The following is a 24,348-nucleotide window of genomic DNA, read 5'->3' on the forward strand; positions in this document are numbered from 1 at the left end:
CCCTGGCAGTGTGTCGATCACTGGGGAGTGTCGCGCACTGACGCCGGGCCGGCGGCGCGATCAGAAGCTCGCGGGTTAGGCTCGCGTCTGGGAAGGGTTTCAGTGGCGACGATTTCGACGGGCGGCGGATCGAGCGCGGTCGCGGCATCCGCTCACGCGGCCTGTGCACGGTTTCGGGGCACCGATCCGCTGATCACCGGGCGACCGCGTCGCAAGCTCGCCGCCGAGATCGGGTTCGAAGATCTCGGAGTGGGTATCCCCGAAGCGCGCTGGATGCGCGCGATGACGTTCGAGCGTCTCGTGCGCGACAAGGCCTTCGCGAGTCGTGTCACTACCTCGGCGGTGGGCGAGCTGGGTTTGGATCGCCCCACCTCCGTCGTCACCCTTGATGTGAGGGTGGATGCCGAAAAGACTGCCTCCGCGCTGAGCGCTGCCCACGACCGCGCAGTTCGCAAGGGCGAGGCGACACTGATCCATCAGCCCGCGTTACCCTTCCCGGGGTTCGAGGGCAAGGATGCGACCGAGGTCAAGCCCGACTACGTCGTCGTAGCGTCGAAGGCGGGGAGCGGCGGATCGGGATCGTGGCTGATCGTTGGCGACGCCAAAGACTACGAGCGCGTCCGCTCCCGCATCGACGACGGACGGATGCTGAAGGGCTTCCTTCAGGTCGCGCTCGGTGCCGAAGCGTTCCAGGCCTGGTCGCGGGTGCCCGACAACATGACGGTGCACACGCACGGCATCCTCGCGGTTCCGCGCAACGCGTTCCTCCAGCCGATGGCCGTCGTGGAAGATCTCCGCGACCACCGTGAAGAGGTGCGAATGCGGGTCGCCGAGCGACGCGCCGAGGCAGAGGCTGCGCAGCTCGAAGAAGATGACGCGCTCTCCGACTACGTCGCTCACCTCACGGCTACTTTCGACCCGGCGACGTGCACGACGTGCAACATGTTCTCGTTCTGCCGCGAAGAACTGCGAAAGTCAGATGACCCTGATGACCTGCTGGTCGAGATCGGGATTGACCCAGCTATGCGCGCTCACCTCCGCCCGCTCATCGCCGATCCTGAAGCTCAGGTGCCAGCGCCAGAGTCGATCGTCGCCATGGTCCGCGCGACGATCGCAGGTACCGCCGTCCACACGGGTCAGCGTCGCATTGATGCGGCAGGGCTTCCGGGCACGATCAACGTTGTCCTTGCGAAGTCGGATGCGGCCGCTCTGGGCGTCCACGGCATCGGCATCCAGCGCGTGACCGCGTCTGGTCGCGGGGAATGGAAATTCGAGACCTTCGCGAACCCGCAGGCGCCGGAGACCCGGCGCAATGTGATGAGGCATCTCGGCGTAGCCATCGAAGACGCCCTCCGTGATCAGCGCAAGGCGAACCCGACCGCGCCGAGCCCGATCCATCTCGTGGTTCCCGACGCGGCGACGGCCGATGTGCTCACCTCGATCGCCGATAACCTCGCCGGCGTCGAGCTCAGCCGTCTCCGGTGGGAGCGCGACCTCGACCAGCACCGCCCAGCGCTCACCTGGGACGGTGAGCCGGCGGAGGTCCCACGTCCCTTGCGCGAAACGGCCCGCACGGCGGTGTCATTCCTGCTCGAGGAGGACAGAGCCCGCGCGCTGAGTGTCCGATGCCCGATCATCGATCTGCGCACCGTGCTCTCGCGACACATCATCGCGGGTGGCCCGGCCGTCAACGCCCTCCGCCTCGACTACGTCGTGGAGTGGGCCGCGAGCAGCAAGCCGATCGATCACCGCGCCTACGGCGACAGCATCGAGCAGAACGAATACACCCCCGGTGCTCGGCTCACCAAGACGCGGTCCGATGCGCTGCACCAGGCTCTCGCCGGGGTCGCACCTCGCGGACGGTCGCGCGGCGTCGATCCCGACCCGGCACTCCACGATCGGCTGACCCGCGAGGAGCTCCAGTACAAGGCAGAGGTGCTCGACGTCGCGCTGGACGCGCTCGAGCCGCTGGAAGTGTCCGAGCTTCGTCAGGCGTACCGTGCGGTGGAGGGTGACGCTCAAGCAGTGTGGCGCCGTCGCCTATCTCTGAATGCGTCCGATCTCGTGCGTTTTGGGCGCACCTACCGGCGCTGGCGCAACTCGCTGGTCCGCGTGATCGAGGCCGACGCCGCGTGCCACGATCAGCTCCTCGCACTTGCCAACCCATCAGCGGCCGCCGAGATGGCAACGGATGCCGGTACCCGCCATATCGCGCACGCCACCGTGCTGTCGGTCGATCCCCTCGAGATCGCGATCGACTCGCGTCGCATCGTCGCCGGCAGCAAGATCGTGCTGCTGCACCTCAATGGCGAACCGTGCGTCGAGGGTGTCGGTGCGTCTGTCACTCTGACGGCTGGCGCCTTCACAATCGAGGGCTTGAGTATCGGTGCCCTCACCCGCGATGGGATCGACGAGGCTCGCCCCGAGCGGGAGTTCCGATGGATGCCGAAGATCGCAGCGCATCTCGCACCCGGTGATCAGCTGGTCGTGGCCAATGTCGATTGGTTCGCGTCGGCGCCGTGGAGCAAGCGACTCAACCTCGCGCGTCCGCCGGCGGATGAGTACGGTGCTCCGAAGGTCGATTGCACGCGAGACTCGTACGCACAGGACCCCGAAGCGCACAAGTGGTGCTGCAAGTCCCACGTCGCCAACGAGTCAGAGTTCTCGGACCAGCTCGCCGAACGCCGCGCGCGCGGCGAGCTCAACCCGGAGGCGTGGCCGCCTGTCCGCGATCTCGACGGCTTCGAGGTCTCACCCGGTGGGTTGCCGGAGGGTGACGCCACTCGCACCCCGTCTGTTCAGCCGCCGGTGGACGTGACCCTGGACGATGTGGAGTGAGCCCGGTGATCGAATTCACGACTCCGCTCGCCGCGCCCGCGAGCGGGGTGCACCACGAGGCTGCGGCCGCGGGCAACGCGGCGGTGGCGGATGCCGCGGCGCGAGCGCTCCGCGAGGCACTCTCACGCACCGCTCCGATCGACCGGATCCTGCTCAAGGCTGCCGCTGGAGCCGGCAAGTCGTACGTGCTCAAGCGACTCGTCGCTGAGGCACTCGAGCATCCGCAGTGCACCCAGGTGTCGATCGTCGCGTTCACGAACAAGCAGACGCGACCGCTCGCGCGGTCGCTGGGCAAGCTTCTCGGTAAGGATCGGGTCTGCCTGCGCGTGAGCGCCAAGGGCGCCGGTGACGTACCTCCTGGCGTTGCCGATGCAGTGACGGTCGCCGCCGCGCGGAAGGAGATCCCATCGACCGCGCAGGTCATGATCTCGACGGTCGCGATGCTCCGTGCTCCCAAGGAGCTGTGGGAGATGGAGAAGGCGCTCGGCGGCAAGGGCGCCAACGGCGAGCGCACGTTTGACGTGCTGTTCGTGGATGAGGCGTGGCAGATCCCTCACCACCTCTTCGACGACATCACCCGTGCGGCTCCCATCTGGGTGGGTGTCGGAGACGTCGGTCAGCTGCCACCGCTCGAGATCGGCACCAACCCGTGGCGCGGCGACGATCGTTACAACCCCTATCGCGCCTGGCCGACCGACTACGACGGCGACTCCCGAACGTGGTCCCGTGAGCTCCCCGCGGTGTGGCGGCCCAACGCTGCCCAGCTTGGGTTGTGGCGCGCGTTCTACCCCGAATGGTCCGAGCTGAACTGCGTCGCCGCCCCCGGCGACCGCACGATCAACCTCTCGCCGGCGCCGGTCGTTGAGCGCCCTTCGGCACGCTCAGGAACCGCGGAGCGAGGCGATGCGAAACCAGCGATCACGCCGGAGGCCGCCCGCGCGGTCTGGGACCAAGTCGCGACCGGAACCCCGACGATTCTCGAGATCGACGGTCTCGATCCCGCGGAGGCACCCGACGTCGACCTCCCGCTGATGAACGCGATCGAGGCGCTGCTCGACCACCTCTTCACCTCCGGCGTCTCGCTCGGGCACGCGAATTACGACGACAACGCTGCGCCCGACGCCACGCTGACGACGACCGAGACAGGGTCTGCGCACGAGGACCCGATCGTCTCCGTCCTCGCCACGCGTAACCAGGCAGTGGACGACGCCGCCGACATGGTCGCCCGCCTCCGCGAGAAGCACGACCTCGCCGAGAACGATCTCGTGAGCTCCACCGTCGACTCGTACCAGGGGCAGACGAACGGGATCACCGTTGCCCTTCACCCGCTGACCGGCGCGGCGAAGCTCGACGACTTCAACTCCGCTTTCGGTCGACTTGCCGTCACGTGCACCCGAGCGACACACGGGCTGCTGCTCGTCGCCCGGCCCGGGCTCGACACTCTGCTCCAGCAGGCTCCGGCCCGCCCGGGCACGCCGTTCGGTGAGCCCGGCAATCGCACCCTGCCGCGCCAGACGCATCAGCGCATTCTTGCCACGTTCGCTCGCGGCACCCTCGACCTCACCCCCTCCGACGCCTAAGGACTACGCGTTGTCACATCTGAACGACCTCATCCGCCAACTCGCCACGAAAGACGAGTCGCTCGCGCGCGACATCGAGCGCGAAGTCGCCGCGCTCCAGGACCGGCGCGCGTTCGGCCTCAACTTCGAGCGCCACCAGCCCGAGGCAGTGGAACTGCCCGGCCGCAAGGTGCGCCGCGGCGACAAGGTGCGTGTCCTGCCTCCGCGCGGACAGATGCCGAAGAAGGAGAACGAGCGGCTCTTCAAGGTCCGCGAGATCGCAGCGACTGACGACGGACGTGTCGCAACGATCGAGGCTCTCGATGACACCGAAGCCATTGACCAGGTCGTCATCGAGGATCTCGTCGTCGTGGCGGAGTTCCGCGACCCGATCTATCCCGGACTCGTCTCGACGGGCAAGGTCGAGCGGGGCGGCGACAAGCCCTACCACGCAGTCATCAATGCAGAGAACTACCACGCGCTCCAGGCGCTGCTCTTCACGCACCGCGGCAAGGTGGACTGCATCTACATCGATCCGCCATACAACACCGGCGCGAAGGACTGGAAGTACAACAACGACTACGTCGAGGGTGACGACCTCTACCGCCACTCGAAGTGGCTCGCGTTCATGGAGCGCCGGCTGCTGCTCGCGAAGGAGTTGCTGAACCCCGATGACTCGGTACTCATCGTCACGATCGACGAGAAGGAATATTTGCGGCTAGGGATGCTACTTGAGCAGGTGTTTCCTGAAGCGGAGATACAGATGGTGAGCTCGCAGATCAACCCGGCCGCCTCGGCGCGGGCTGGATCGTTTGGTCGAGTTGATGAGTACATCTACTTCGTGCGCTTCGGGGCATCGGTGGCTGCACGGGTCGTCTTATCGAGGGAATGGGTGTCTTCTCGAGGGCGAACGCACACAGGTGTTCCCCGATGGGACATGCTGCGCCGTTCTGGCGGCGGAGCGCGCCGACAGGACTCGCCGGGTGGTTTCTACCCGATCTACATCGACGAATCTGGCCCCCGAGTGGCGGCCGTCGGCGAACCGCTCGCCGCGGGCAACTCGGAGCCGCCTCAAGTTGATAACGCCGTGGCGATCCTGCCCATCCGCCAGGACGGCTCAGAGGGACGATGGATGTGGAGCAAGAAAGAGTTCGAGCGCAGATTGGCGCAGGGACGAGTGCGCATTACGGGATCAGCGACGCAGGGATTCGTTGTCTCGATCCTGAAGGACGGTGAGTACGCCAAGATTCTCGCCGGTGAGTTCGCGGTTGCGGGTCACGGTCCGGATGGGTCAATGCAGTTCGAGAAGGGCGACGTTGACCAGGTTCGCGCTATCCCTGGAACGCAGTGGCGAATCGCGTCGCATGACGCCACGCAGTATGGATCTCGGTTGCTTCGCAGTGCCGTGATTCCCGGGCGCGAGTTTCCGTTTCCGAAGTCGCTTTACGCCGTCGAGGATGCGATCCGGTTCTTCGTCGCGGAGAAGCCGAACGCAACGGTGCTCGACTTCTTCTCAGGCTCGGGAACGACAGCGCATGCCACCTTGCGCTTGAACAAGCAAGACGGTGGGCTCAGGCAATCGATCTCGGTTACTAACAATGAAGTGTCCGCCGAGGAACAGAAAGCGCTGGTGGCGCGTGGGCTCCGAGCGGGTGATTCCGAGTGGGAGGCATTCGGAATCTGCGATTTCATCACCAAGCCGCGTATCCGGGCGGCGGTGACCGGACTGACGCCTGAAGGCGAAGCGATCAGAGGCGACTACAAGTTCACCGACGAGTTCCCGATGGCTGACGGCTTCGAGGAGAATGTCGAATTCTTTACGCTTACCTATGAGTCTCCACTTCGTGTCGAAGCGAACCGAGAGTTCGCGCGTATTGCGCCCTTGCTGTGGCTCCGAGCCGGGTCGAAGGGACGTCGCATCGACGAATTGCCGAACGGGTGGGACGTCGCCGACGGCTACGGCGTGATCTCCGACCTCGACCGCTCGGAGCAGTTCGCCGAGGCGATCGCGGCGGCGCCCGAGGCATCCGTCGCGTTCATCATCACCGACGAAGACCGCCTGTTCGAAGCGCTCGTGCGGGAGCTGCCGGAGCACGTCGAGCCGGTGCGGTTGTACGAGGCGTACCTCCGAACATTCGAGATTGAGGCGCGGAGGGCGGCAGAGCGATGAAGTACACGCTCAAGGACTATCAGGCAGAGGCAGTCGACAAGGTTCTGATCAACCTCGAGAAGGCGCGCAGCACCTACCGACGCGATGGTGACGAGGTCGCGTTCAGCCTCACCGCAGCCACCGGCGCCGGCAAGACGGTCATGGCCGCGGCCTCCATAGAGGCGCTCTTCTACGGAAGCGACACGTTCGAGTTCGATCCCGACCCGGGTGCTGTCGTGATCTGGTTCTCGGACAGCCCCGCGCTCAACCTTCAGAGCCGCACGCGTCTGATGCAGGCCTCTGAAAAGCTGACATCGGGCGATCTCGTCGTCATCGAGCCTCCCTTCGCGATTCCGCAACTTGAATCGGGCAAGGTCTACTTCCTCAACACCCAGAAGCTCGGCTCCAAGTCCAAGCTCGTTCGTGGCTACGTGCGAGACGAGGACCGGGAACTCGCCGGCTTCGAGCGAGTCGCGTCGCCCGACGACCTTGCCTGGAATATCTGGGAGACCATCGGCAACACAATCTCTAACGACGACAAGACTCTTTACCTCGTGCTCGATGAGGCACACCGCGGCTTCGACACGAAGACGGCGAGCGACCGAAAGACGATTGTTCAGCGACTCGTCAACGGCGAGGGCGGGCAGCCCCCGATTCCGATTGTGATGGGTATCTCGGCAACAATCGACCGCTTCGCCGAGGCGATGAAGGAAGCGCAGGCGGTCGATCGGCGCCGGGTGCTTGATCAGGTCGCCGTGCATCCCTGGCAGGTGCAGGAGTCGGGCCTCGTCAAGGACACAGTGATGCTCGACATCCCTGATGAGGTGGGCAACTTCGACTCGGTGCTCGTGCGCCGCGCGGCGCGCAAGCTCAAGGAATCCACGACGGTCTGGCATGCGTACTCGAAGCACCAGGGCCTCGCCGATGTCGTGGAGCCGCTGCTCGTCGTTCAGGTGCCGAACGTCCCGGAACACGACGACGTGGGCATCGCGCTCGACACGATCGCGGACGAGCTCGGCGGACTTCCCAGCAGCGCGGTGAGGCACGTGCTTGGCGACCACAAGACCCAGACCTTCGGCAGCTGGGACATCGATCACATCGAGCCGCAGCGCGTGCAGGACACCCCGCACGTCAAGGTGCTGATCGCGAAGGACGGCATCTCGACCGGGTGGGACTGCCCCCGCGCCGAGGTGCTGGTGTCTTTCCGGCCGGCGAAGGATCACACGCACATCACTCAGCTTCTCGGTCGCATGGTGCGCAATCCGCTCGCTCGGCGCGTGCCCGGTGACGAACGACTGAACTCGGTGGACTGCATCCTTCCGTTCTTCGACAAGACGATGGCGGGCAAGGTCGTCAAGTACATGACGGGGCAAGTCGAGGAGGTCGATAACACCTCGTCGCGCAAGGTGGTTATCGAGCCGCACGAAATGTCAGCCAATCCCAACGTCGGTGAAGCCGTGTGGAAAGTCTGGGACTCGCTCCCGTCGCTGAGTGTTCCGGTGAAGGGCGCGCGGCCGGTGAAGCGGTTGGTTGCACTCGCCCAGGCGCTCTCGAGCGACGGGCTGCGAAGCGGAGCGCTGGCCGAAGTCGAGTCGAGGCTGCACGCGGTGCTCGACGAGTTCGCCGACCAGTATCCCGACCTGCTCGCCGCTGCGGTGAACGAGGTCTGGGAAGTCCACGTGCTCAACCTCGTCGCGAAGACCGGCAAGGCAGGGGTGTCGTACCGCCATTTTGTCGAGCGAGCCGACGCGCGAGCCATTCGCGTCGCTTTCGAAGACGCGAAGCGCGCCTACGGCGCCGATATCGCGCAGTCGTACGTCGACCACCTCGCGGGGCCTGACGACGAAGACGCCGACGACGACGGACTCACTGAGGCGTATGTGAAGGCCGCCGCGCTCGCCTACATCCCGGAGCTTCGGAAGAAGATCGACGCGGTGTCGGAGTCCATCGCGAAGGACTGGTTCGCCGAGTACAGCGACGCCATCGGCACGCTGAACGACGAGCGCCAGGAACAGTACCTCGAGATCTGGACGCTCGCGACGGTTCCGCAACCGGGCAAGCTGCGGCGCCCGCGCAACCGTATCGAGGACTGGAAGATGGTCGACGCCAACGAGCAAATTGTCGCGGCGCCGCTGGCCGAGCTGCATCTCATGTCGGATGCCGACGGGTGGTTCCCGATCGGCACGCTCAACGACTGGGAGCGCAAGGTCGTCGCTGCGGAACTCGCCTCGGGCACGTGTCTCGGGTGGTACCGCAACCCTGCACGTGCCGCGGTCGACGCGCTGGGCGTGACGTACCGCGACGTGCTCGGCAATTGGCGGTCGATGCATCCCGACTTCCTCTTCTTCCACGAGATCGACGGCGAGATCAAAGCATCGATTGTCGACCCGCACGGACACCACCTCGACGACGCACTCGTGAAGCTCAAGGGCCTGGCGGAGTTCGCTCGCGACTACGGGAAGCACTTCCACCGGATCGAGGCAATCGCGAGCGGGTCGAGCGGCCCCGCGCTCAAGTCGTTGGACCTCAAGAACCCGGGCCTGCAGCGAGCGATTCTCGAGGGTGCTGGTCGGGTCGCGGACTTCTACGACGGCGAGTTTGCCATCGAGTACGCCGGTCCAGCGCAGTAGCGGCGACAGCGGGCCGGGGCAAGCGACATGGTGGTCGTCACGAACGAGATCTTCGACCAGTGGGAGAACGACTGGCGAAAGCGCATGGTCGGGTGCTCCTTGGTGGCGGAAGCGAACGTCAATCCTGAGGAAGCACTCGCGGCGTTCCGCATTTTCGGCCTCAACTGGATCCGTCTGACGTCGGCCCACGAACGGGCACGGCTCGCTCGCACCTACCGTGCTGTGCTCCTCGCGGGCCTATGTGCAGTTGGCGCCCGTGACTACGATTCCGGCACCTACTGGGATCACGCGTTCGCAGCCTTCGACGCGCGCAGCGACGGCAACCGGCAGTCCGAACTTGCCGAGTCGTTCCGCTACGGGCTGAAGACTCTCGGGCTCTCCCGATTCACCCTGCCGACGCGTCGGCATGTGGGCGAGATCTTGCTCCACGGCGGCATACCGATCAAGAGCACCGGGGCATTCGCCAAAGTATTGGCTCGTTGGGATGCGCAGAATCCCTCGGGCGATGCGCGCAGCTTCGTCGCGTGGATCACAAGCTCCTCACAACACGTGGCGATCTCGCGCGGCATCGATGTGCCAACGTGGCTCTTTCTCACCGAGACCGGCGAGATCGCGGAGGACTTCGTCGAGCGGTGTCTCGTCGCGCTCGACCAACTCGGGGATCCCGGTGGAGGCGATACGGGCCTATCGCCAGCGGTCCTCGACGAAATATCAGACGAAGTTGGTGGAACTAGGTCAAGCCCGCGCCGCCGCGACCGCAGCCGCAGATCGCTGGACTCCGCCCCAACTATCTCGTTCTCGCCTCAGCGCGGCGTTGAGGTGCGGCTTCCGCCGCTCGAGGCCTTCACCGAGTCGGACGTGGACTGGCTTGTGAGCGCCGACGGGATTGGCGAACGCATCGAGTCCCCGGCGCCGTGGCCGGGCGACCTCATCGAGCCAAAATACGTCGGCGTCCGTGCTCCCGTGAAGCGCGTTGTAGTGCAAGTGTCACCCTCAGATCAGACGTGGGACCTCGACGTCGTAGACACCGACGACCCGTTGCTGGTTTTCGACGGCGAGTCGAGGCAATTGATCCCCGCGCGGAACACGTTGCCGCGAGGTCGTGTGTGGGTGGCATTCCCAAACGACGACGGCTCGGCGATCGCGGACCGGCTCAGCTCTGACTCGCCGATCCTCGTCATAGAGGAGACTGCCGCGCCGAACGGGTGGCATGGGTGGAGCTTCGCCGCGCTAGACCTATCCGCCGCCGCCCGGCTTTCCCTCGTCGATGCCACGCGTGCACGGTACGTCTCGACGACGCGGCGCCCGCGGCTCATTGAGGGCGACCGCATCCCTCATCTCGAGACGCGCGACGGGCGTCCTGTGTACGCCACCCTTCCCCGCGTGGAGCTGCCGGGGACCGGGAGCGAAGGCACACTCGGGTGGCACGTCTCGATTGCGACGATCGATGGCGAGGTGTTGGTTGCGCGGGAGTTCACCGTCGCCGGGGAGTCTCGGATCGTCGATCCGTGGTCGGCCGGGCCCAGACCCGTGCTCGGCGACTTCGTCGTCACCGTTCGCGGCCCCTGGGGGCGTGGCGCCGTTCTGCCCGTGGCGATTGCGCAAGGATTCTCGACAGAAGTTTCAACGTCGTTCCGGTGGATGAGGTCTGACGGGCAAGGACTGGAGCACGCCGAGTTGCGCGTCCGGTCGGGCGAACCAGCGGCCTCGGAGGTGCGTGTTGCCTTCGAACCTCATCGCTGGCGTCGGGCTACTTCATTGCGGTCGTCCACCGGTGAGCTCGCGCTCACGGCGCGCCTCCCATCGATGTCGGTCAGCACCGCGGGTGCAATATCCCGGGGGAAGTCGGGCGGTCCGATCCCCCTCGATCTTGAGTCGCTGCGCGACACCACGCTCCGCGTCGATGTTCCGTCGGGGACGCGTCGCACACAACTTGCAGCGGTCGCGGGTGACCGACTCGTGCAGGCGCTCGACTCCACCCAGTACACCGGAGAGTCTCGGGTATTCTCGCTCGGGCAGTTGAGCGACACCCTCGACATACACCGATTCGCGCAGCTTCGGCTCGTTGTGGATGACCGCTCGATTCCCGTCGCCTACGTGCGACCTCGACAGCTCGCAACGGGTGTCACGGTGAGTGACGGCACCCTATCGCTCGACGAGGCGATGCCGGTCGACGGACTGATGGTGCTCGCCTACGGCCGGTTTGCGCCCTGGGAGAAGCCGACCCGTATCGACTTTGCGACGGGCCAGACCAGTGTCGCGCTGCCAGAAGCGATTCTTCGCGAGGGTGCCGCGACGTTTGTGGTCTACGTCGCAAACCCGTGGGTGCCCTTCGACGCGCCTGATCTCGCCGACTGGTCGACCCGAAACGCATTCGTGGCGGAGTGGGGCGACCCGATCGAGCCAGTCGACCTACCCGAGACTGGGTTCAGAAGCTGGCTCGCCGGTCACTCGCCGTGTCCGGCGTCGGACGCGAGCCTGCACATCGCGCTGAAGGTCTACGCGCTCGTACCAAGATTCGCGATGCGACGAGACGTCGACCGACTTCGCAGCGAACTCGCTGAGGCAGTGAGGTCGAGTCGCACTCACGTCGTAGACGCCGTGCTGCGCGCGAAGGCAGATGCACGCGACCTCTTCCGGCTGTTCGTCGAAGCAGATGTCGTCACGGTGCCGCGCGAGGCCTGGGAGTCATCAGATCTGCTGTGGTCATTCAGCCCAGCTCTCGGCATCGTGGCGGACACGGACGAGCACGTCGGGGAAGGTCGGGACCAGTTCCGTGCGAACTTGACTGCGTACGCGGGCACCCCCGCGTTGGCGATCCTCGACGAGGGCGTCGATCCGTTCGCGACGGTGGGCATGTTCGGTCCACCGACTCGGGCGCTTGACCGGATGCCGCAAGAACGCATCGACGCGATCATGGCGGTCGCCAATCTGCTGCCTCAGGGGCTCCTCGACAAGGACTCACGGGCGCAGGCGAGTAAGCAGCTCTTCGACCAGCGACGAGATCGTTCGATGGACGCCGTGATCGCAGTGTCCCGCTCGTTGATCGCCGAAGCACGGGCCGCCGTCACATCAGACATCGGTGCGTACGCGACGACACCCATCGACGTCCGCGCGAGCGACGACGGGTGGATGAGCCTGCCGGTGCTTTCGTTGGCCTGTGCGTTCGTCGCGCGAGCCGCCGCGCGCGGCGGTGTCGCGTCTGGTCGTGCGTTCTCCAAGCTCAGGCAGGCGTACATGCGACTCGCGGAGGCAGCCCCCGATATCGTTCAGCAGGACCTCGGTCTCGCTGAGCTCTGGATCACGAGATGGAACGAACATGACAACAGCAATTGATCCGGTCGCGGTCTCTGCGACCGTTTCATCCGCGTACCGGCGCTATCTCCGATCTCTCGTCACGCCGAACGACGCTGCGATCGCGACGGCGCTGCACCATGCGATCGAGACTGAGGCGGCACAGCAGCTCGTGAAGGGACCGTACCTGGAGGCGACTCCGCCGTTCGTCAAGGGTGCTGCGCCCGTGGATCTGATCGCCGAGGGCATCCTGTGCAAGAGCTTCGCCTCGCTGGCCTCACCATCGTTTCCGCTCGAGAGACCGCTCTATTCGCACCAGGAGGCGTCGATCCGTGCGATCCATGCAGGGCGCAACGTCGTGGTCGCAACTGGGACAGGGTCGGGAAAAACAGAGAGCTTCCTTCTTCCCGTCGTAGATCGTCTGCTCCGCGAACACGAGGCGGGCACCCTCGGTGCTGGTGTACGAGCCATCTTGCTTTACCCGATGAACGCGCTAGCGAACGACCAGCTGAAGCGACTTCGCTCGCTCCTCGCGAACACCCCGCAGATCACCTTCGGTCGATACACGGGCGACACTGAACAGGCCACGGAATACGCGCGGAAGAGGTTCAGCAAGCAGTTCCCCGGACAGCCGATGCTGCCCAACGAATTGCTCAGCCGCGAACAGATGCGTGCGACACCTCCGCACCTCCTGCTCACGAACTACGCGATGCTTGAGTACCTGCTCCTCCGGCCGCAGGACATGGAGCTCTTCGCGTCGCCCGGGGGCAAGAGCACCTGGCAGTTCATCGTCGTCGACGAAGCTCACGTGTACGACGGCGCTTCGGGCGCCGAGGTGGGATTCTTGTTGCGCCGACTGCGGGATCGCGTGGGCGCGAATTCGCGTATCCAAGCCATCGCGACGAGTGCAACCGTGGGCAACGATGTCACCCGCGCCGCGCGGTTCGCGGAGGATCTGTTCGGTCTACCCTTCGACTCGGGCGAGAAGGGCCCGGCTGATGTGATCTCTGCACGTCGTGTGGACTTCGGGGGGACACCGACGTGGGGACGGTTCACCGCAGCCGAATTGGCAACTGATTCGGCTGACTCGCTGTTGGCTGCGGCTAAGGCGCGAGGAAGCATGGCGGAGACCATTGCCGGCGCGTTGGTGGGTGAAGAGCGACTCGCGGGGATCCGCGCTCTTGCGGGGGATCGCGCTCGCACCGTTAGCGACATCGCGCATCGGCTGGATCCGGTCGCTCCGCCGTCGGTTGAGGAGATCACGCGCCTGGTCACCTGGGGGGCGAGCCAGCGCACGCCGGACGGCGAACCCGTGCTCTCCGCGAAGTACCACTTGTTCGCACGAGCGACTGAGGGTGCGTTCCTGTGTCTCTCTCCCACTGGCCCGCATGTGACTCTCAGTCGACACGAACGGTGTGCGACCTGCGACTGGCAGGTATTCGAAATGGCCGCGTGCCAGATGTGCGGCGCTGTCCATCTCGTCGGCTCGATGGAGATCAGGGGGAAGACACGACGGCTGTCGCCAAAGAGCGGCGACGACCAGCGAATCGCATGGTTCGCCCTCGGTGCGGGTGACGAAGCAGAATTCGACGAGGATGTCGTGCTGCTCGACGAGGCACCTTCGGGCTCGGGCTCGGGCTCGGGCTCGGGCTCGGGCTCGGGCTCGGGCTCGGGCTCGAGTGCTGGTGCCGCGCTCGCCCTCTGCCCGAGGTGTGGAGCACTCAGCCAGAACGTGGGCAGCTCCTGCACAAAAGGGGAATGCGCGGGGACAGCAACGCGAACCATCGTTCAGGTGGGCCGATCAGCGGATAGCCCTCGCAAGTGTGTGCAGTGTGGCGGCAACAGGCCACGCCTGATCCGACGCTTCGAAAGCGGAAACGATGCCTCCGTCTCGGTGCTCGTGACCGCGCTCTACCCCGAACTGCCCGCTCCGTCCGTCGACCAGGTCGGAATGCCCGGCGGCGGGCGGAAGCTCTTGGCATTCAGCGACAGCCGTCAGCAGGCAGCCTTCTTCGCGCCCTACCTCGAGAACTCCTACGGTCGGCTCCTTCAGCGGAGGATTCTCTTCACGGCGATACAGAAGGGTCAGTTCGGCGGACAGGCGGCGGCAACCAAAGACATCGCCGCTATCACAAGCGACCTCGCGTCGCGGGCCGGTGTGTTTGATGCCTTGGAGACCGATCTCACTCGTCAGCGCACCGCGGAGACGTGGCTGCAGGCGGAGCTCATGGGTCTTGACCGACGAATCTCTCTCGAGGGCGTCGGACTGGTCGGGTGGCGTTTGCGAGACGTCGGCGAGCTTCCGCCGATGCCACCGCTGACAGCGCTGGGTTTCAGCGCCGAAGAGATTCGCGCCCTGTGCCAGACGCTGCTCGATACGTTGCGTCACCAGGGAGCTGTTGCCGGGCTCGAGTATGTGAACCTTCAGGATGCGATCTTCGAACCGCGGCTCGGTCCGATCTATGCGCGCAAGCGTGGGTCGGACGCGAAGAAGAAGATACTCAGCTGGGTGCCAACGCGGGGGAGAAACGCGCGCTCGGATTACCTCGGCCGGGTGCTTGCCGCGGCGGGTGGGGATCCTGGGGCGGCAGAAGGTTTCCTCGAGGGCGTCTTCGACGCCCTCACACATTCGACGGCAGCGACGTCGGTGTGGTTTGAGCGAACGATCGACTCGGTGCTGGGAGAGTTGCTCCGCCTCAACCCGCGAATGTTCGAGGCGCGACTCGTGGCCGAAGCCGAGGGCGTATGGCGGTGTTCGGTATGCCGGTCCGTTTCCTCCGAAAACGTGCGCGGAGTCTGCCCCACCTACAGGTGCGCGGGATCACTAGAGCCGTGGGCGCCAGCCAACACATATGACGACGACCACTACCGAACCATCTATCGTCAGCTCGACCCCATCCCGTTGTCGGCGATGGAGCACACTGCGCAGTGGAGCACCGAACGCGCGGCTGAGATCCAGCAGGACTTTATCGACGGACGCGTCAACGTGCTCTCCTGCTCCACGACGTTTGAATTGGGCGTCGATGTGGGCGAGCTACAGTCCGTCGTGCTGAGGAACGTTCCGCCGACGGTTTCGAACTATGTTCAGCGCGCTGGCCGAGCCGGAAGACGCTCGGACAACGCTGCGCTCGCGGTGACCTACGCACAACGGCGACCGCATGACCTGGCCGCGTTCGCGCGCCCCGAGCAGATGATCAGTGGTGCGGTGCGGCCCCCCGTGGTGCCCATCGACAACGACCGCATTGCGGAGCGTCATATCTACTCGATTGCGCTCGCACGATTCTTCCGCGACCAGCTCGCCCACGCCGGGACCATCTATCGAACCGTCGGTGACTTCTTTGACAGTGCGCCCGGTCAACCAACAGGCGCGGAGCTCTTCGCCGCGTTCGTGGAACGGCCCGATGTTGAGCTGGTGGCCTCCATCGAACGGGTATTGCCCGTGTCGATTCGTGGCACCGATCTCACCCGTTGGGACGGCTGGTCCGCGGAGCTCCGAGACCTCCTTGCTGCGGTTCAGCAGGAACACCGCGACGAGACAAAGTTCTACGAGGACGAGTCTCTCGCCGCCTATCAGGCGCGCAAAGGGTTCCTCGGAGATCGCTACGGCCGCATCCTCGACACGATCCGCAGCGCTGCTCTTCTGGGCTACCTCGCTAACCACAATCTGATTCCGAAGTACGGGTTCCCCGTCGATACTGTCGAGATGAAGCCGCCGCTCGGCGCGCCGGGCTCGGCGTCAGATCTCGATCTCACCCGCGACCTCTCGCAGGCGATCTTCGAATACGCACCCGGCGCTGCCATCATCGCAGGCGGGCAGCTGTGGACATCGGCAGGAGTTGCTACCCGCCACAACCGAGAGTGGCAGCCGTTCTTCTTCGCGACATGCGACAACTGCGGTCGCTACTGGGAGAAGCTCGGCGAGGACATCGGCGCCTGCCCTGACTGCGCTACCGCGCCCGATGGAGCGCGGCGGAAGTACATGGAACCGCGGTTCGGCTTCATCACGGCTCCGACGCCGGGGAAGCCTGGGGACGCGCCCCCGAGGACGAGCTGGCGGGGCGAAACTCACGTGGCTGAACCTGGAAAGAGCACGTCCAAGAGAACTCTGACCTTCGGAGGTTCACCTGTCGAGTGCGAGGTCCAGGAACGCGCGCGCCTGGTGCGATTGAACCTTGGGCCGGGCGAGCTCGGGTACCGCCTGTGCGAGTGGTGCGGTGCCGGCGTCACGGGGATTGGCGAGGCGCCGAAGTCCCATGTCAATGTGCGAACCCAGAAACCGTGTGGGGGTCACTTCCATCCCTGGACCCTCGGGCATAGGTACGAGACGGACGTCGTCCGGATGTCACTCGGCGTTCCCTGGTCCGGGGCTACGGTCGCGGAGCGACACGCGATGGCTTACTCGGTGCTGTACTCGGTTCTCCAAGGGGTCAGTGAGTCGTTGCAGATCGCGCGCGACAATGTCGATGGCTCCGTGACGGGAGGACTCGCGCACGGAATGCCGGAGCTCGTCCTTATGGACACTGTTCCGGGCGGTGCGGGTTATGCCGCATTGATTGCCGAGAATATGGAGTCAGTCCTGCGACGCGCGTTGGAGATCGCCGCGACCTGCGAGTGCGGACCGGAGACGAGCTGCAGTTCCTGCCTTCGTACCTACTCCAACCAGAAATGGCACAACCAGCTCTCGCGCGGCGCAGCCGAGGTGTACCTTGAGCGGCTGATGGGATAGGCGTGCTCGTCGCGCGGGCGACTCCAGCCGATGGCGCGACGTCGAATGAGTGCGCCGAAATTGCTCCGTTAGGTCACCTCGAAATACGCTCTCGATGTGATCAACTCCGCCCAGCAGTATCCGGTGCACGTTCTCCTGAACAACGAGGACAAGGTGCAGTACCGGGTTCCGAAGTATCAGCGCGAGTACTCATGGCAGCGCCCCCAATGGGAGGACCTCTTCGAGGATCTCGTTGAGGCGGATGGATCACACTTTCTGGGCACGATCATCACCCTCAACCAGACGAAGGACGCTTCAAGCAAGATCGTGCTGGAGCTCATTGATGGTCAGCAGCGGATGACGACGCTGACAATCCTGCTCGCCGCCGTATACAGCTGTCTCGCCGAGGATTCCAACCCCGATGACGAGACCACGCTGAATCGGCTCAATCTGCGCCACAGGCTCGTGCGCAAGAACGACCAAGAGCTTCGCGTCATCCCGCAGGTTCAAGGGCATAATCTCGCCGACTACTCGACCGCGCTCAATCGCGCCGGCCTCACGGACATCAAGGCGGACGTTCGCCCCTACTATCCCTCGCGGCGAATCTCGAAGTGCTATCAGTATTTCCGTGATGCGATCGAGTCTTTGGCCGAGACCGAGGAGGTTGCGCTTGCGGTCGCAGCCAATCGAATACTCGAGTCTGTCTTGCAGGCAGTGATGGTGAAGATCGAGGTGGCGAGCCACGCTGACGCCTTCGTGCTGTTCGAGTCACTCAACAACCGCGGCATGGCACTCACCCCCGTTGATCTGATCAAGAACCATCTCCTCGCGGAGTCCGAGCGTCGGTCCGTAATGAGCGTGGACGAAGCGTTCGACCGTTGGAACGCTATGCTCGCGAACCTCGGAGATGACTATGCAATGCATGAGCGGTTCTTGCGCCACTACTACAACGCATTTCGAGGCGAGCTCCCGCTTGTCGAGAACGCGCCGGTTGCAACGAAAGCCCGCCTGATTCGCATCTATGAGCGTCTGCTCGCTGACGATTTCACCGGCGTGATCGAAAGGCTTGTTGGCGCGAGCGAGTTGTATGGGCGCATCGCCTGCGTGCGGGGGGCAGATCGCTCGACTTCTCTGGACGTTGCTCTGAATCGGCTCATGCGGGCGCAGGGCGTGCCGTCCTACGTCTTGATTCTCTGGCTCATGGTCCATGCGGAAGAGCTGAGGATCGATGAGACTCACCTGAATCGTGTGATCGGACACCTTACGAGCTTCTTCGTCCGTCGTAACCTGTCTGGCCTTCCCGCTACCTACACGCTTCCCAAGCTCTTCATGACTGTGATCGAGTCGCTGAATGGGCTCGCGGCGGATGGCGTCGTCGGTGAGATTCGGAGGCGCCTCGTCGAAGTGTCTGTCTCTGATGAAACTTTCCGGGAGGCGCTGCGAGGGCCGATCTACAACGTCAACTCTGACGTTGCGCGGTTCGTGCTCACAGCCCTCGAAGAAGAGCGAATGACTTCTGAGTCGCAGAGGGACCTATGGGAATGGGAGCGCGGACACTTCGTCTGGACGATCGAGCACATCTTCCCGCAGGGAGCGAACCTGCCGGAGGGTTGGGTGGAGATGATGGGGGGCAGCGAGGCGGCCACGGCTGCGCAGGAAAGCGACGTCCACCGTCTGGGGAACCTGACCATCACGCGATACAACAGCACGCTGAGCAATCGGACATTCTCCGAGAAGCGGGATCGCGAGGATCAGAAGGGCAGGGCCATCGGCTACCGCAACGGGCTCTGGCTGAACGCAGATCTTCGTGATCGAGACGGCTGGGTCCTCGCCGACATCCACGAGCGCACAGAGCGACTCGCCGTAGAGGTGCTCAACTTGTTCTCCTGAGACGACGACCGGCGACCTCCGCGACACCACCACGACACCACCACGACACCCTGTCGACTAGAAGACGGACGCGGTGAAGGATGCCGCCGCGCTCGCCGAGCGGGCCCTGTACTACAAGCCCCAGCTCGACGCCTATGTGCGCGCGCTTGAGGCTGCGACAGGTGAGCGACCGGCAGCGCAGCTTGTGTTCCTTGACCCGACTGGACGTGGGGGGCGGGCTGTACCGGTCACGTAACCTGCGCGCGCCGCCCGCAAGGAACACGTCAGGCGAGCTCCACCGTCGCGGTGACCAGGGAGTGGTCACTCAACCGAACTGCGCCCTCGCGTACCGCATGGTCGTAGGCTGCATCTGTCACGGTCAGCCCATCGCCCGCGACGAGGATGTGATCGAACCATCTCTTCTGCTTGCCGCGGACAAGATGCGTGGGTTCGAGCGCGACGCCCGCGTCGAGCGCGGCGAACCGGCCTCCCCAGGCGTTGCGCGTGGGATCGGGGTGAAGCACCGAGTCAACCGCGGACTGCCACCTCGCGCGTGGGTGGGTGATGTCGAACAGATCGGTGAACTCGCCGTCGGTGTGGCCGGTGTCGGTTGCGCCGAATGACGTGAGCGCGGGCTCGAAGGATCGGGGTTCGTTGAAGTCGCCGGCGAGGATGCGAGCGCCCGATAGCGCCGCCAAGCCCTCTGCCAGGGACTCGAGGGCGTAGACCTTCTCCCAGCCGTTTCCCGAACCATTCGGGATGTGGGCGCCGACGACGGTTACGGGCCATTGCGGTGTTGCGATCGATCCGGCGACAAGCAGCTGCGGCCAGGTGGCGGCGGCAGGCCAGGCCAGCGATTCGATAGGCCACCGCGTCGCGAGGACGTTGCCGTATGCCTTGTCGCGGGCATCGCGCCGGACGCGGGGTCCGCTGAAGCTGAAGTATCCGTACCCGGCAGTCGCCAGCTCATCACGGAGCGTGTCGACCGTCTGCGCCCGCGACGAGACCTCCTGAAGGACGAGGATGTCGGGGGCGTGGGCATCGAGGGCGGCGACGATCCGTCGCAGTCGTTCGGCGCTCGCCCCACGCAGTGCATGGATGTTCCAGGTCGCGACTGTGAGGCGCATGTCCCGACCCTAGAAGGCACTCGCGAGGGACTGCACGCGGGACCGGATGTCGGCGATGGCCGCGGCGGAGGCGATCATGTCCCGCCGGATCTCCAGCATCACGGCTTGCGCCCGCGGCTCTGTCCGGTAGAACGCCAGCGGCACGTATGCCCCCTGGAACGGCTCGTTCGCGATGATCTCCCACCCGCTGAATGCTTCGTTTACGGCGTCGCGGAGCGCGGATGTGGCATGGAAGGGGTCGTAGCCGAGGCAGAGTTGGGGGCGTCGCTGGTCGCGATGCAACTCGTAGGGGAGCGGATCGCGGGGGAACGAATGGATGTCGATGATGAGCGCCCGTCGGTGGGAGGCGAGCGCGTTCGCGGTCAGGCGCTCCACGGTGGCCGCGTAGGCTCGGTAGAACTGTGACAGTTCGGGGGCGGAGATTCGGGCGGAGTCGCGGATCGACTGCCGGCGGGTTCCGTGCGTATAGAGCACTCCCATGCCGACCGCGTTCATCTCCTCGGAGTCATCGTCGAACCGTTCCACATCGACCACAAATCTCGAGAGTCGGTTGATCACGCGGCTGACTCCGCGGATCCCGGACGCGATCGTGTCGGTCTGATGGTCGGTGAGCGCGCCGATCTCCGTGGTGAGTTCGTCGTCATCGATCGTGAACGCGCTGCGGTGGCGTCGGGGGATGACTGTTCCCCCATGTGGCGCGTGCACGATCACGGGTGAGGTCGACGTGGCGTCCGCGAGCCGCACGTGCGCGGTCAGAGCTGGTTGGTTGACCTCGGACAGACCCCCACTGCAGGTGGCACGATGAGCAGCGCCACGCGGTGGCTCCTGGCTCGATGACGCATCCCCCCGCGATGACCCCGGCCGGTGGGGGGTCGCTGAACAGGCCGTATGCGATCTGCCAGGGATCCGGGGTGCCGCAGTCCGGGCAGATCGCGCCTTCGGCGAGGGTGTCGGGCTCGATCATGTGCTCCTTCCAGAAGCGGCCGACCCCACGATAGCCGCAAGCTCCGACAGGGGCAGCGGGCAGTGGCGTCGAGAGGCTCGGCGCGTTCAAAACCTGGACCGACACGCTCTGCCGTCGCGCTGCATCTCATCCATCTCCATTTGCGCTTCCGAAGAGGGCGTCCAGTTGGGTCTTCGCCGGTTCGATCCCGGCGAAGTGGAAGCGCCAGGCTCCGCGCACCGGGGCATCGGACACGCAAGCGTAGATGGCGTAGTCGCAGAGCTCGAGGCGGCTGCTTTCGCGGTCTCGGCCTTCGAGTGGGACGCGCAGCGTGATGCCGACGAAGGAGTCGTCGGCGCACGGGAGCGACTCGTAGAAGGCCCAGGGCATCGGGCCGTCCGTTAGACGCACAGGCATCGTGCTCGGAGAGAGTGACTGCGGCGGCAGGCCGCGTTCCGCGAACGCTCGGAAAGCGGCGATGCGCGCGCGATCCGCGCGTCTCAGCACGATGTCGTCGGTCAGCAACGCGTCGACTTTGCGTGACTCCTCGCTCCCGCAGTCGTCCCAGTCGGCGCCGTGCTTCTCCCGCCACGGGCACTCGCGATAGACCGTCACCACCTCATCCACCCCAGCCATCGACACTCCTTCCGGATTTCACGCACGTGCGCGCTAATCATCCATAACCAGTATCTCAACAATTGCGAATTAACGCAAGATTGCGTAAAATAGAACTGAAAGAAGGAGATGACGTGATGAGCACGAGATGGCTGCCCCGAATTGCGCCCGAGGCGGCGCCGAGGATCGAGTTGATGCCCACTGTCGACGACTCGACTGTCGCGCCGCCCGAGACCGGCCTGGTCGAAGAGATCGAGGAATGGGTGCGCACATCGGCGAAGCCGAGTGCCCCCGTGATGTGGTGCCCATTCGGCCACCCTGAGAACGCGATCGGCGGCGCCGATCAGCTGGCGAGAAAGGTTGCGACCCTCGCCGACATCGGGGAGTGGGCGGTCGCGCGCCGCACGCATGGGTGGACGTGGGCGCAGTGCCTGCGCGTCGAAGGCGGCTGGATCGTCGAAGTCAACGGCATCCCGGGCCCCGACTGCTTCGCCCGCCGCGTGACCCGCGCCGGTACGCGTCGCTGGCTGCCGCCGCGTCGTCGCGAAGTGCGCCGCAACGGGCACCTGATGGCGCTCTACGCGCGGCCGGATGTGATCCGCACGACCGGTGAGGTCGGTGCGATCATGTGGTCGTGGCTGCGCGGCGGGCTGCCTGAGGGCTTCGAACTGCAAGCGATCAAAGCATGACCGAAGGGGAGAACGTGAGCAAGACCAAGAAGATCCTGTACATCGACATGGACAACACCCTCGTCGACTTCGCGGCGAAGCTGAAGGGTATCGACCCCGCGATCCTTGCGGCCTACGAGAAGCGCGCCGACGAGATCCCCGGGATCTTCGCCGTGATGCCTCCGGTGAAGGACGCCATCGAGTCGTTCCGCACTCTCGCGAAGGAGTTCGACACCTACATCCTGTCGACCGCGCCGTGGAACAACCCCTCGGCCTGGCAGCACAAGATCGAGTGGGTGCACCTCCACCTCGGCCTCGACGAGGGCTCGCCCGCGTACAAGCGGCTGATCCTGTCGCACCACAAAGACCTCAACCGCGGTGACTTCCTCGTCGACGACAGGCATGACAAGAACGGTGCCGATGGCTTCCAGGGTGAGTTCGTGCACTTCGGCAGCGACGAGTTCCCTGACTGGAAGGCCGTCACTGATTACCTGCTCGCCCGAGCGTAAGGAGCCCGCATGACAACCATCACCCGCCCAATCGCGGAATTCACAGATCACGAGCGGATGCTGCAGGCCGCCCGGTCCCAAGCGATCGCTGTCGCCGCGCACACCGGCCAGGTCGACAAGCTCGGCGTCGACTACATCCATCACCCGGCCGCGGTCAGCCTGCACTTCGACCCGATCGCCCAGACAGTCGAACACTGCGCCGCGTGGTTGCACGACGTGATCGAAGACACCGACGTGACGGCCGACCGCCTGCTGCTGGCCGACATCCACCCCGAGATCATCGAAGTGGTCGAGCTTCTCACCCGCCCCGAAGGTGGAGGCGGCGACGACTACTACCACCGGATCGCGGCGCATCCGGCCGCGAAAGCGGTGAAGTTCGCTGACATCACCCACAACACCGAACCTGCGCGCGTGGCGCAGCTCGACCCGGAGAAGCGCGAAGAGCTACGGAAGAAGTACGAACACGCGCTCGCGTTGCTCGGGCTCGGCTGGCCCAGCCACACGGAGATCAGCGCGAGCGCGGCGTTCCGATTCGGAGCGCCGGCAGTCTACGGGTCGACGGAATGAACGGCCCTGGTGCCGAAGCGAGCGGATATCTCCGTGGCTGATGGCCCCTACCGAGACAGCCGCGGTCGCACGCTCGAGGAGTATCCGCGGCCGTCTGTCGCCGTCGACACCGCGCTGCTCACCGTCACGGATGGCCAGCTCTGCGTCCTGCTGACCCTGACGAACGACGCCGTGCGCGGCGGGGCCGAGGAATGGCGGCTGCCGGGAAGCTTCCTCCACGACGGAGAGACTCTCGCGGAGGCCGTGCTCCGCTCCCTCCGTGAGAAGGCTGGCGTCGACGGGATACGTCCACGTCAGCTGCACGTGTTCGACGCCGTCGATCGCGACGACCGCGGCCGCGTGGTGAGCGTCGCCCACCTCGACGTGGCGCGCGCCGACAGGCTCGCAGCGTCCGACCGCACCCGCCTCGTGCCGCTTGGCGACCTGCCCCACCTCAAGTACGACCACGACGACATCGTCGCTTTCGCCGTCGCCGCGCTCCGCGCCGACTACACCCGGATGCCCGACCCGGCGCGTCTGCTGGACGAGCCCTTCACGATGCGCGAACTGCGCGAGCTGCACGAGGCCGTGCTGGGGGAGCGGCTGCTGCCCGACACATTCCGCCGCTCGATGCTCGACGGACTCGAGTCGACGGGGGAGTTCTCCCGCGCAGGTCGGGGGAGGCCGGCGGAGCTGTACCGCAGCCGATAGTGTCGCCCCTGGATCCCTCGAAGTGCAGGACTCTTCGGGGCGTTACGTCGGGAGGCATTCTTCTCGGGTGCGGCAACCACTTGGGCGAACCTGGCCGCGCGGTCGGATTCGCCTGAGTCAACTCTTGGCGGCGAGGTCGGTCGCGTTGTCGTGAGTGTGGTTGTTCAGTCTGCACTTCGACCCTG

At 65.2% G+C, this 24,348-nt stretch carries 14 protein-coding genes; 11 read left to right on the top strand and 3 right to left on the bottom strand.

Annotated features, from left to right (window positions below; all coding sequences use genetic code 11):
• Positions 1-102 precede the first annotated feature (102 nt).
• The 7 genes from HQM25_RS03700 (at position 103) to HQM25_RS03730 (ending at position 19,065) form a co-directional block, all read left to right on the top strand.
• Positions 103-2,838: a hypothetical protein gene (locus tag HQM25_RS03700; RefSeq protein ID WP_172989017.1), complete on the top strand. Its 2,736-nt coding sequence runs from the start codon at positions 103-105 to the stop codon at positions 2,836-2,838.
• A complete protein-coding gene (locus HQM25_RS03705; RefSeq protein WP_217275193.1) occupies positions 2,835-4,418 on the top strand; it encodes an AAA family ATPase in 1,584 nt (527 codons plus the stop codon). Before HQM25_RS03700 ends, HQM25_RS03705 begins: the two co-directional genes overlap by 4 nt.
• 10 nt (positions 4,419-4,428) lie before the next feature.
• Entirely contained in the window at positions 4,429-6,567 is a 2,139-nt protein-coding gene (locus HQM25_RS03710; RefSeq protein WP_172989018.1) for a site-specific DNA-methyltransferase, read from the top strand.
• Entirely contained in the window at positions 6,564-9,176 is a 2,613-nt protein-coding gene (locus HQM25_RS03715; protein ID WP_172989019.1) for a DEAD/DEAH box helicase, read from the top strand. Before HQM25_RS03710 ends, HQM25_RS03715 begins: the two co-directional genes overlap by 4 nt.
• Before the next feature lie 27 nt (positions 9,177-9,203).
• On the top strand, positions 9,204-12,512 hold the full coding sequence (locus HQM25_RS03720; protein ID WP_172989020.1) for a hypothetical protein: 3,309 nt from the start codon (positions 9,204-9,206) through the stop codon (positions 12,510-12,512).
• Positions 12,496-17,196 (top strand): DEAD/DEAH box helicase, encoded by a 4,701-nt coding sequence (locus tag HQM25_RS03725; RefSeq protein ID WP_172989021.1) that lies wholly within the window; start codon positions 12,496-12,498, stop codon positions 17,194-17,196. Before HQM25_RS03720 ends, HQM25_RS03725 begins: the two co-directional genes overlap by 17 nt.
• 96 nt (positions 17,197-17,292) lie before the next feature.
• Positions 17,293-19,065, top strand: coding sequence for a DUF262 domain-containing protein (locus HQM25_RS03730; RefSeq protein ID WP_172989022.1), 1,773 nt, complete (start codon positions 17,293-17,295; stop codon positions 19,063-19,065).
• A 263-nt stretch (positions 19,066-19,328) separates the two neighbouring features.
• On the opposite strand, the gene HQM25_RS03735 is transcribed toward HQM25_RS03730, so the two are convergent.
• From HQM25_RS03735 to HQM25_RS03745, 3 genes are all read right to left on the bottom strand, one after another.
• Positions 19,329-20,171, bottom strand: coding sequence for an endonuclease/exonuclease/phosphatase family protein (locus tag HQM25_RS03735; RefSeq protein ID WP_172989023.1), 843 nt, complete (start codon positions 20,169-20,171; stop codon positions 19,329-19,331).
• Positions 20,172-20,180: 9 nt separating this feature from the next.
• Positions 20,181-20,882, bottom strand: coding sequence for an N-formylglutamate amidohydrolase (locus HQM25_RS03740; RefSeq protein WP_172989024.1), 702 nt, complete (start codon positions 20,880-20,882; stop codon positions 20,181-20,183).
• A gap of 379 nt (positions 20,883-21,261) precedes the next feature.
• The gene (locus HQM25_RS03745) at positions 21,262-21,750 is read right to left on the bottom strand and encodes a hypothetical protein (protein ID WP_172989025.1); all 489 of its coding nucleotides are present in this window, start codon (positions 21,748-21,750) and stop codon (positions 21,262-21,264) included.
• Between the two features lie 62 nt (positions 21,751-21,812).
• Here HQM25_RS03745 and HQM25_RS03750 point away from each other — a divergent pair, with 62 nt between their 5' ends.
• From HQM25_RS03750 to HQM25_RS03765, 4 genes are read left to right on the top strand one after another with little or no spacing between them, the layout of a single operon-like run.
• The gene (locus HQM25_RS03750; RefSeq protein ID WP_172989026.1) at positions 21,813-22,418 is read left to right on the top strand and encodes a hypothetical protein; all 606 of its coding nucleotides are present in this window, start codon (positions 21,813-21,815) and stop codon (positions 22,416-22,418) included.
• Complete coding sequence (locus HQM25_RS03755) at positions 22,415-22,906, top strand: 5' nucleotidase, NT5C type (RefSeq protein ID WP_172989027.1); 492 nt, start codon at positions 22,415-22,417, stop codon at positions 22,904-22,906. The genes HQM25_RS03750 and HQM25_RS03755 overlap by 4 nt, the downstream gene beginning before the upstream one ends.
• 9 nt (positions 22,907-22,915) lie before the next feature.
• Complete coding sequence (locus HQM25_RS03760) at positions 22,916-23,473, top strand: phosphohydrolase (RefSeq protein WP_172989028.1); 558 nt, start codon at positions 22,916-22,918, stop codon at positions 23,471-23,473.
• 33 nt (positions 23,474-23,506) lie between these two features.
• On the top strand, positions 23,507-24,163 hold the full coding sequence (locus HQM25_RS03765; RefSeq protein ID WP_172989029.1) for an NUDIX hydrolase: 657 nt from the start codon (positions 23,507-23,509) through the stop codon (positions 24,161-24,163).
• Positions 24,164-24,348: the final 185 nt, after the last annotated feature.

Source organism: Microbacterium hominis (assembly GCF_013282805.1).
Taxonomy (GTDB): Bacteria; Actinomycetota; Actinomycetes; order Actinomycetales; family Microbacteriaceae; genus Microbacterium; species Microbacterium hominis_B.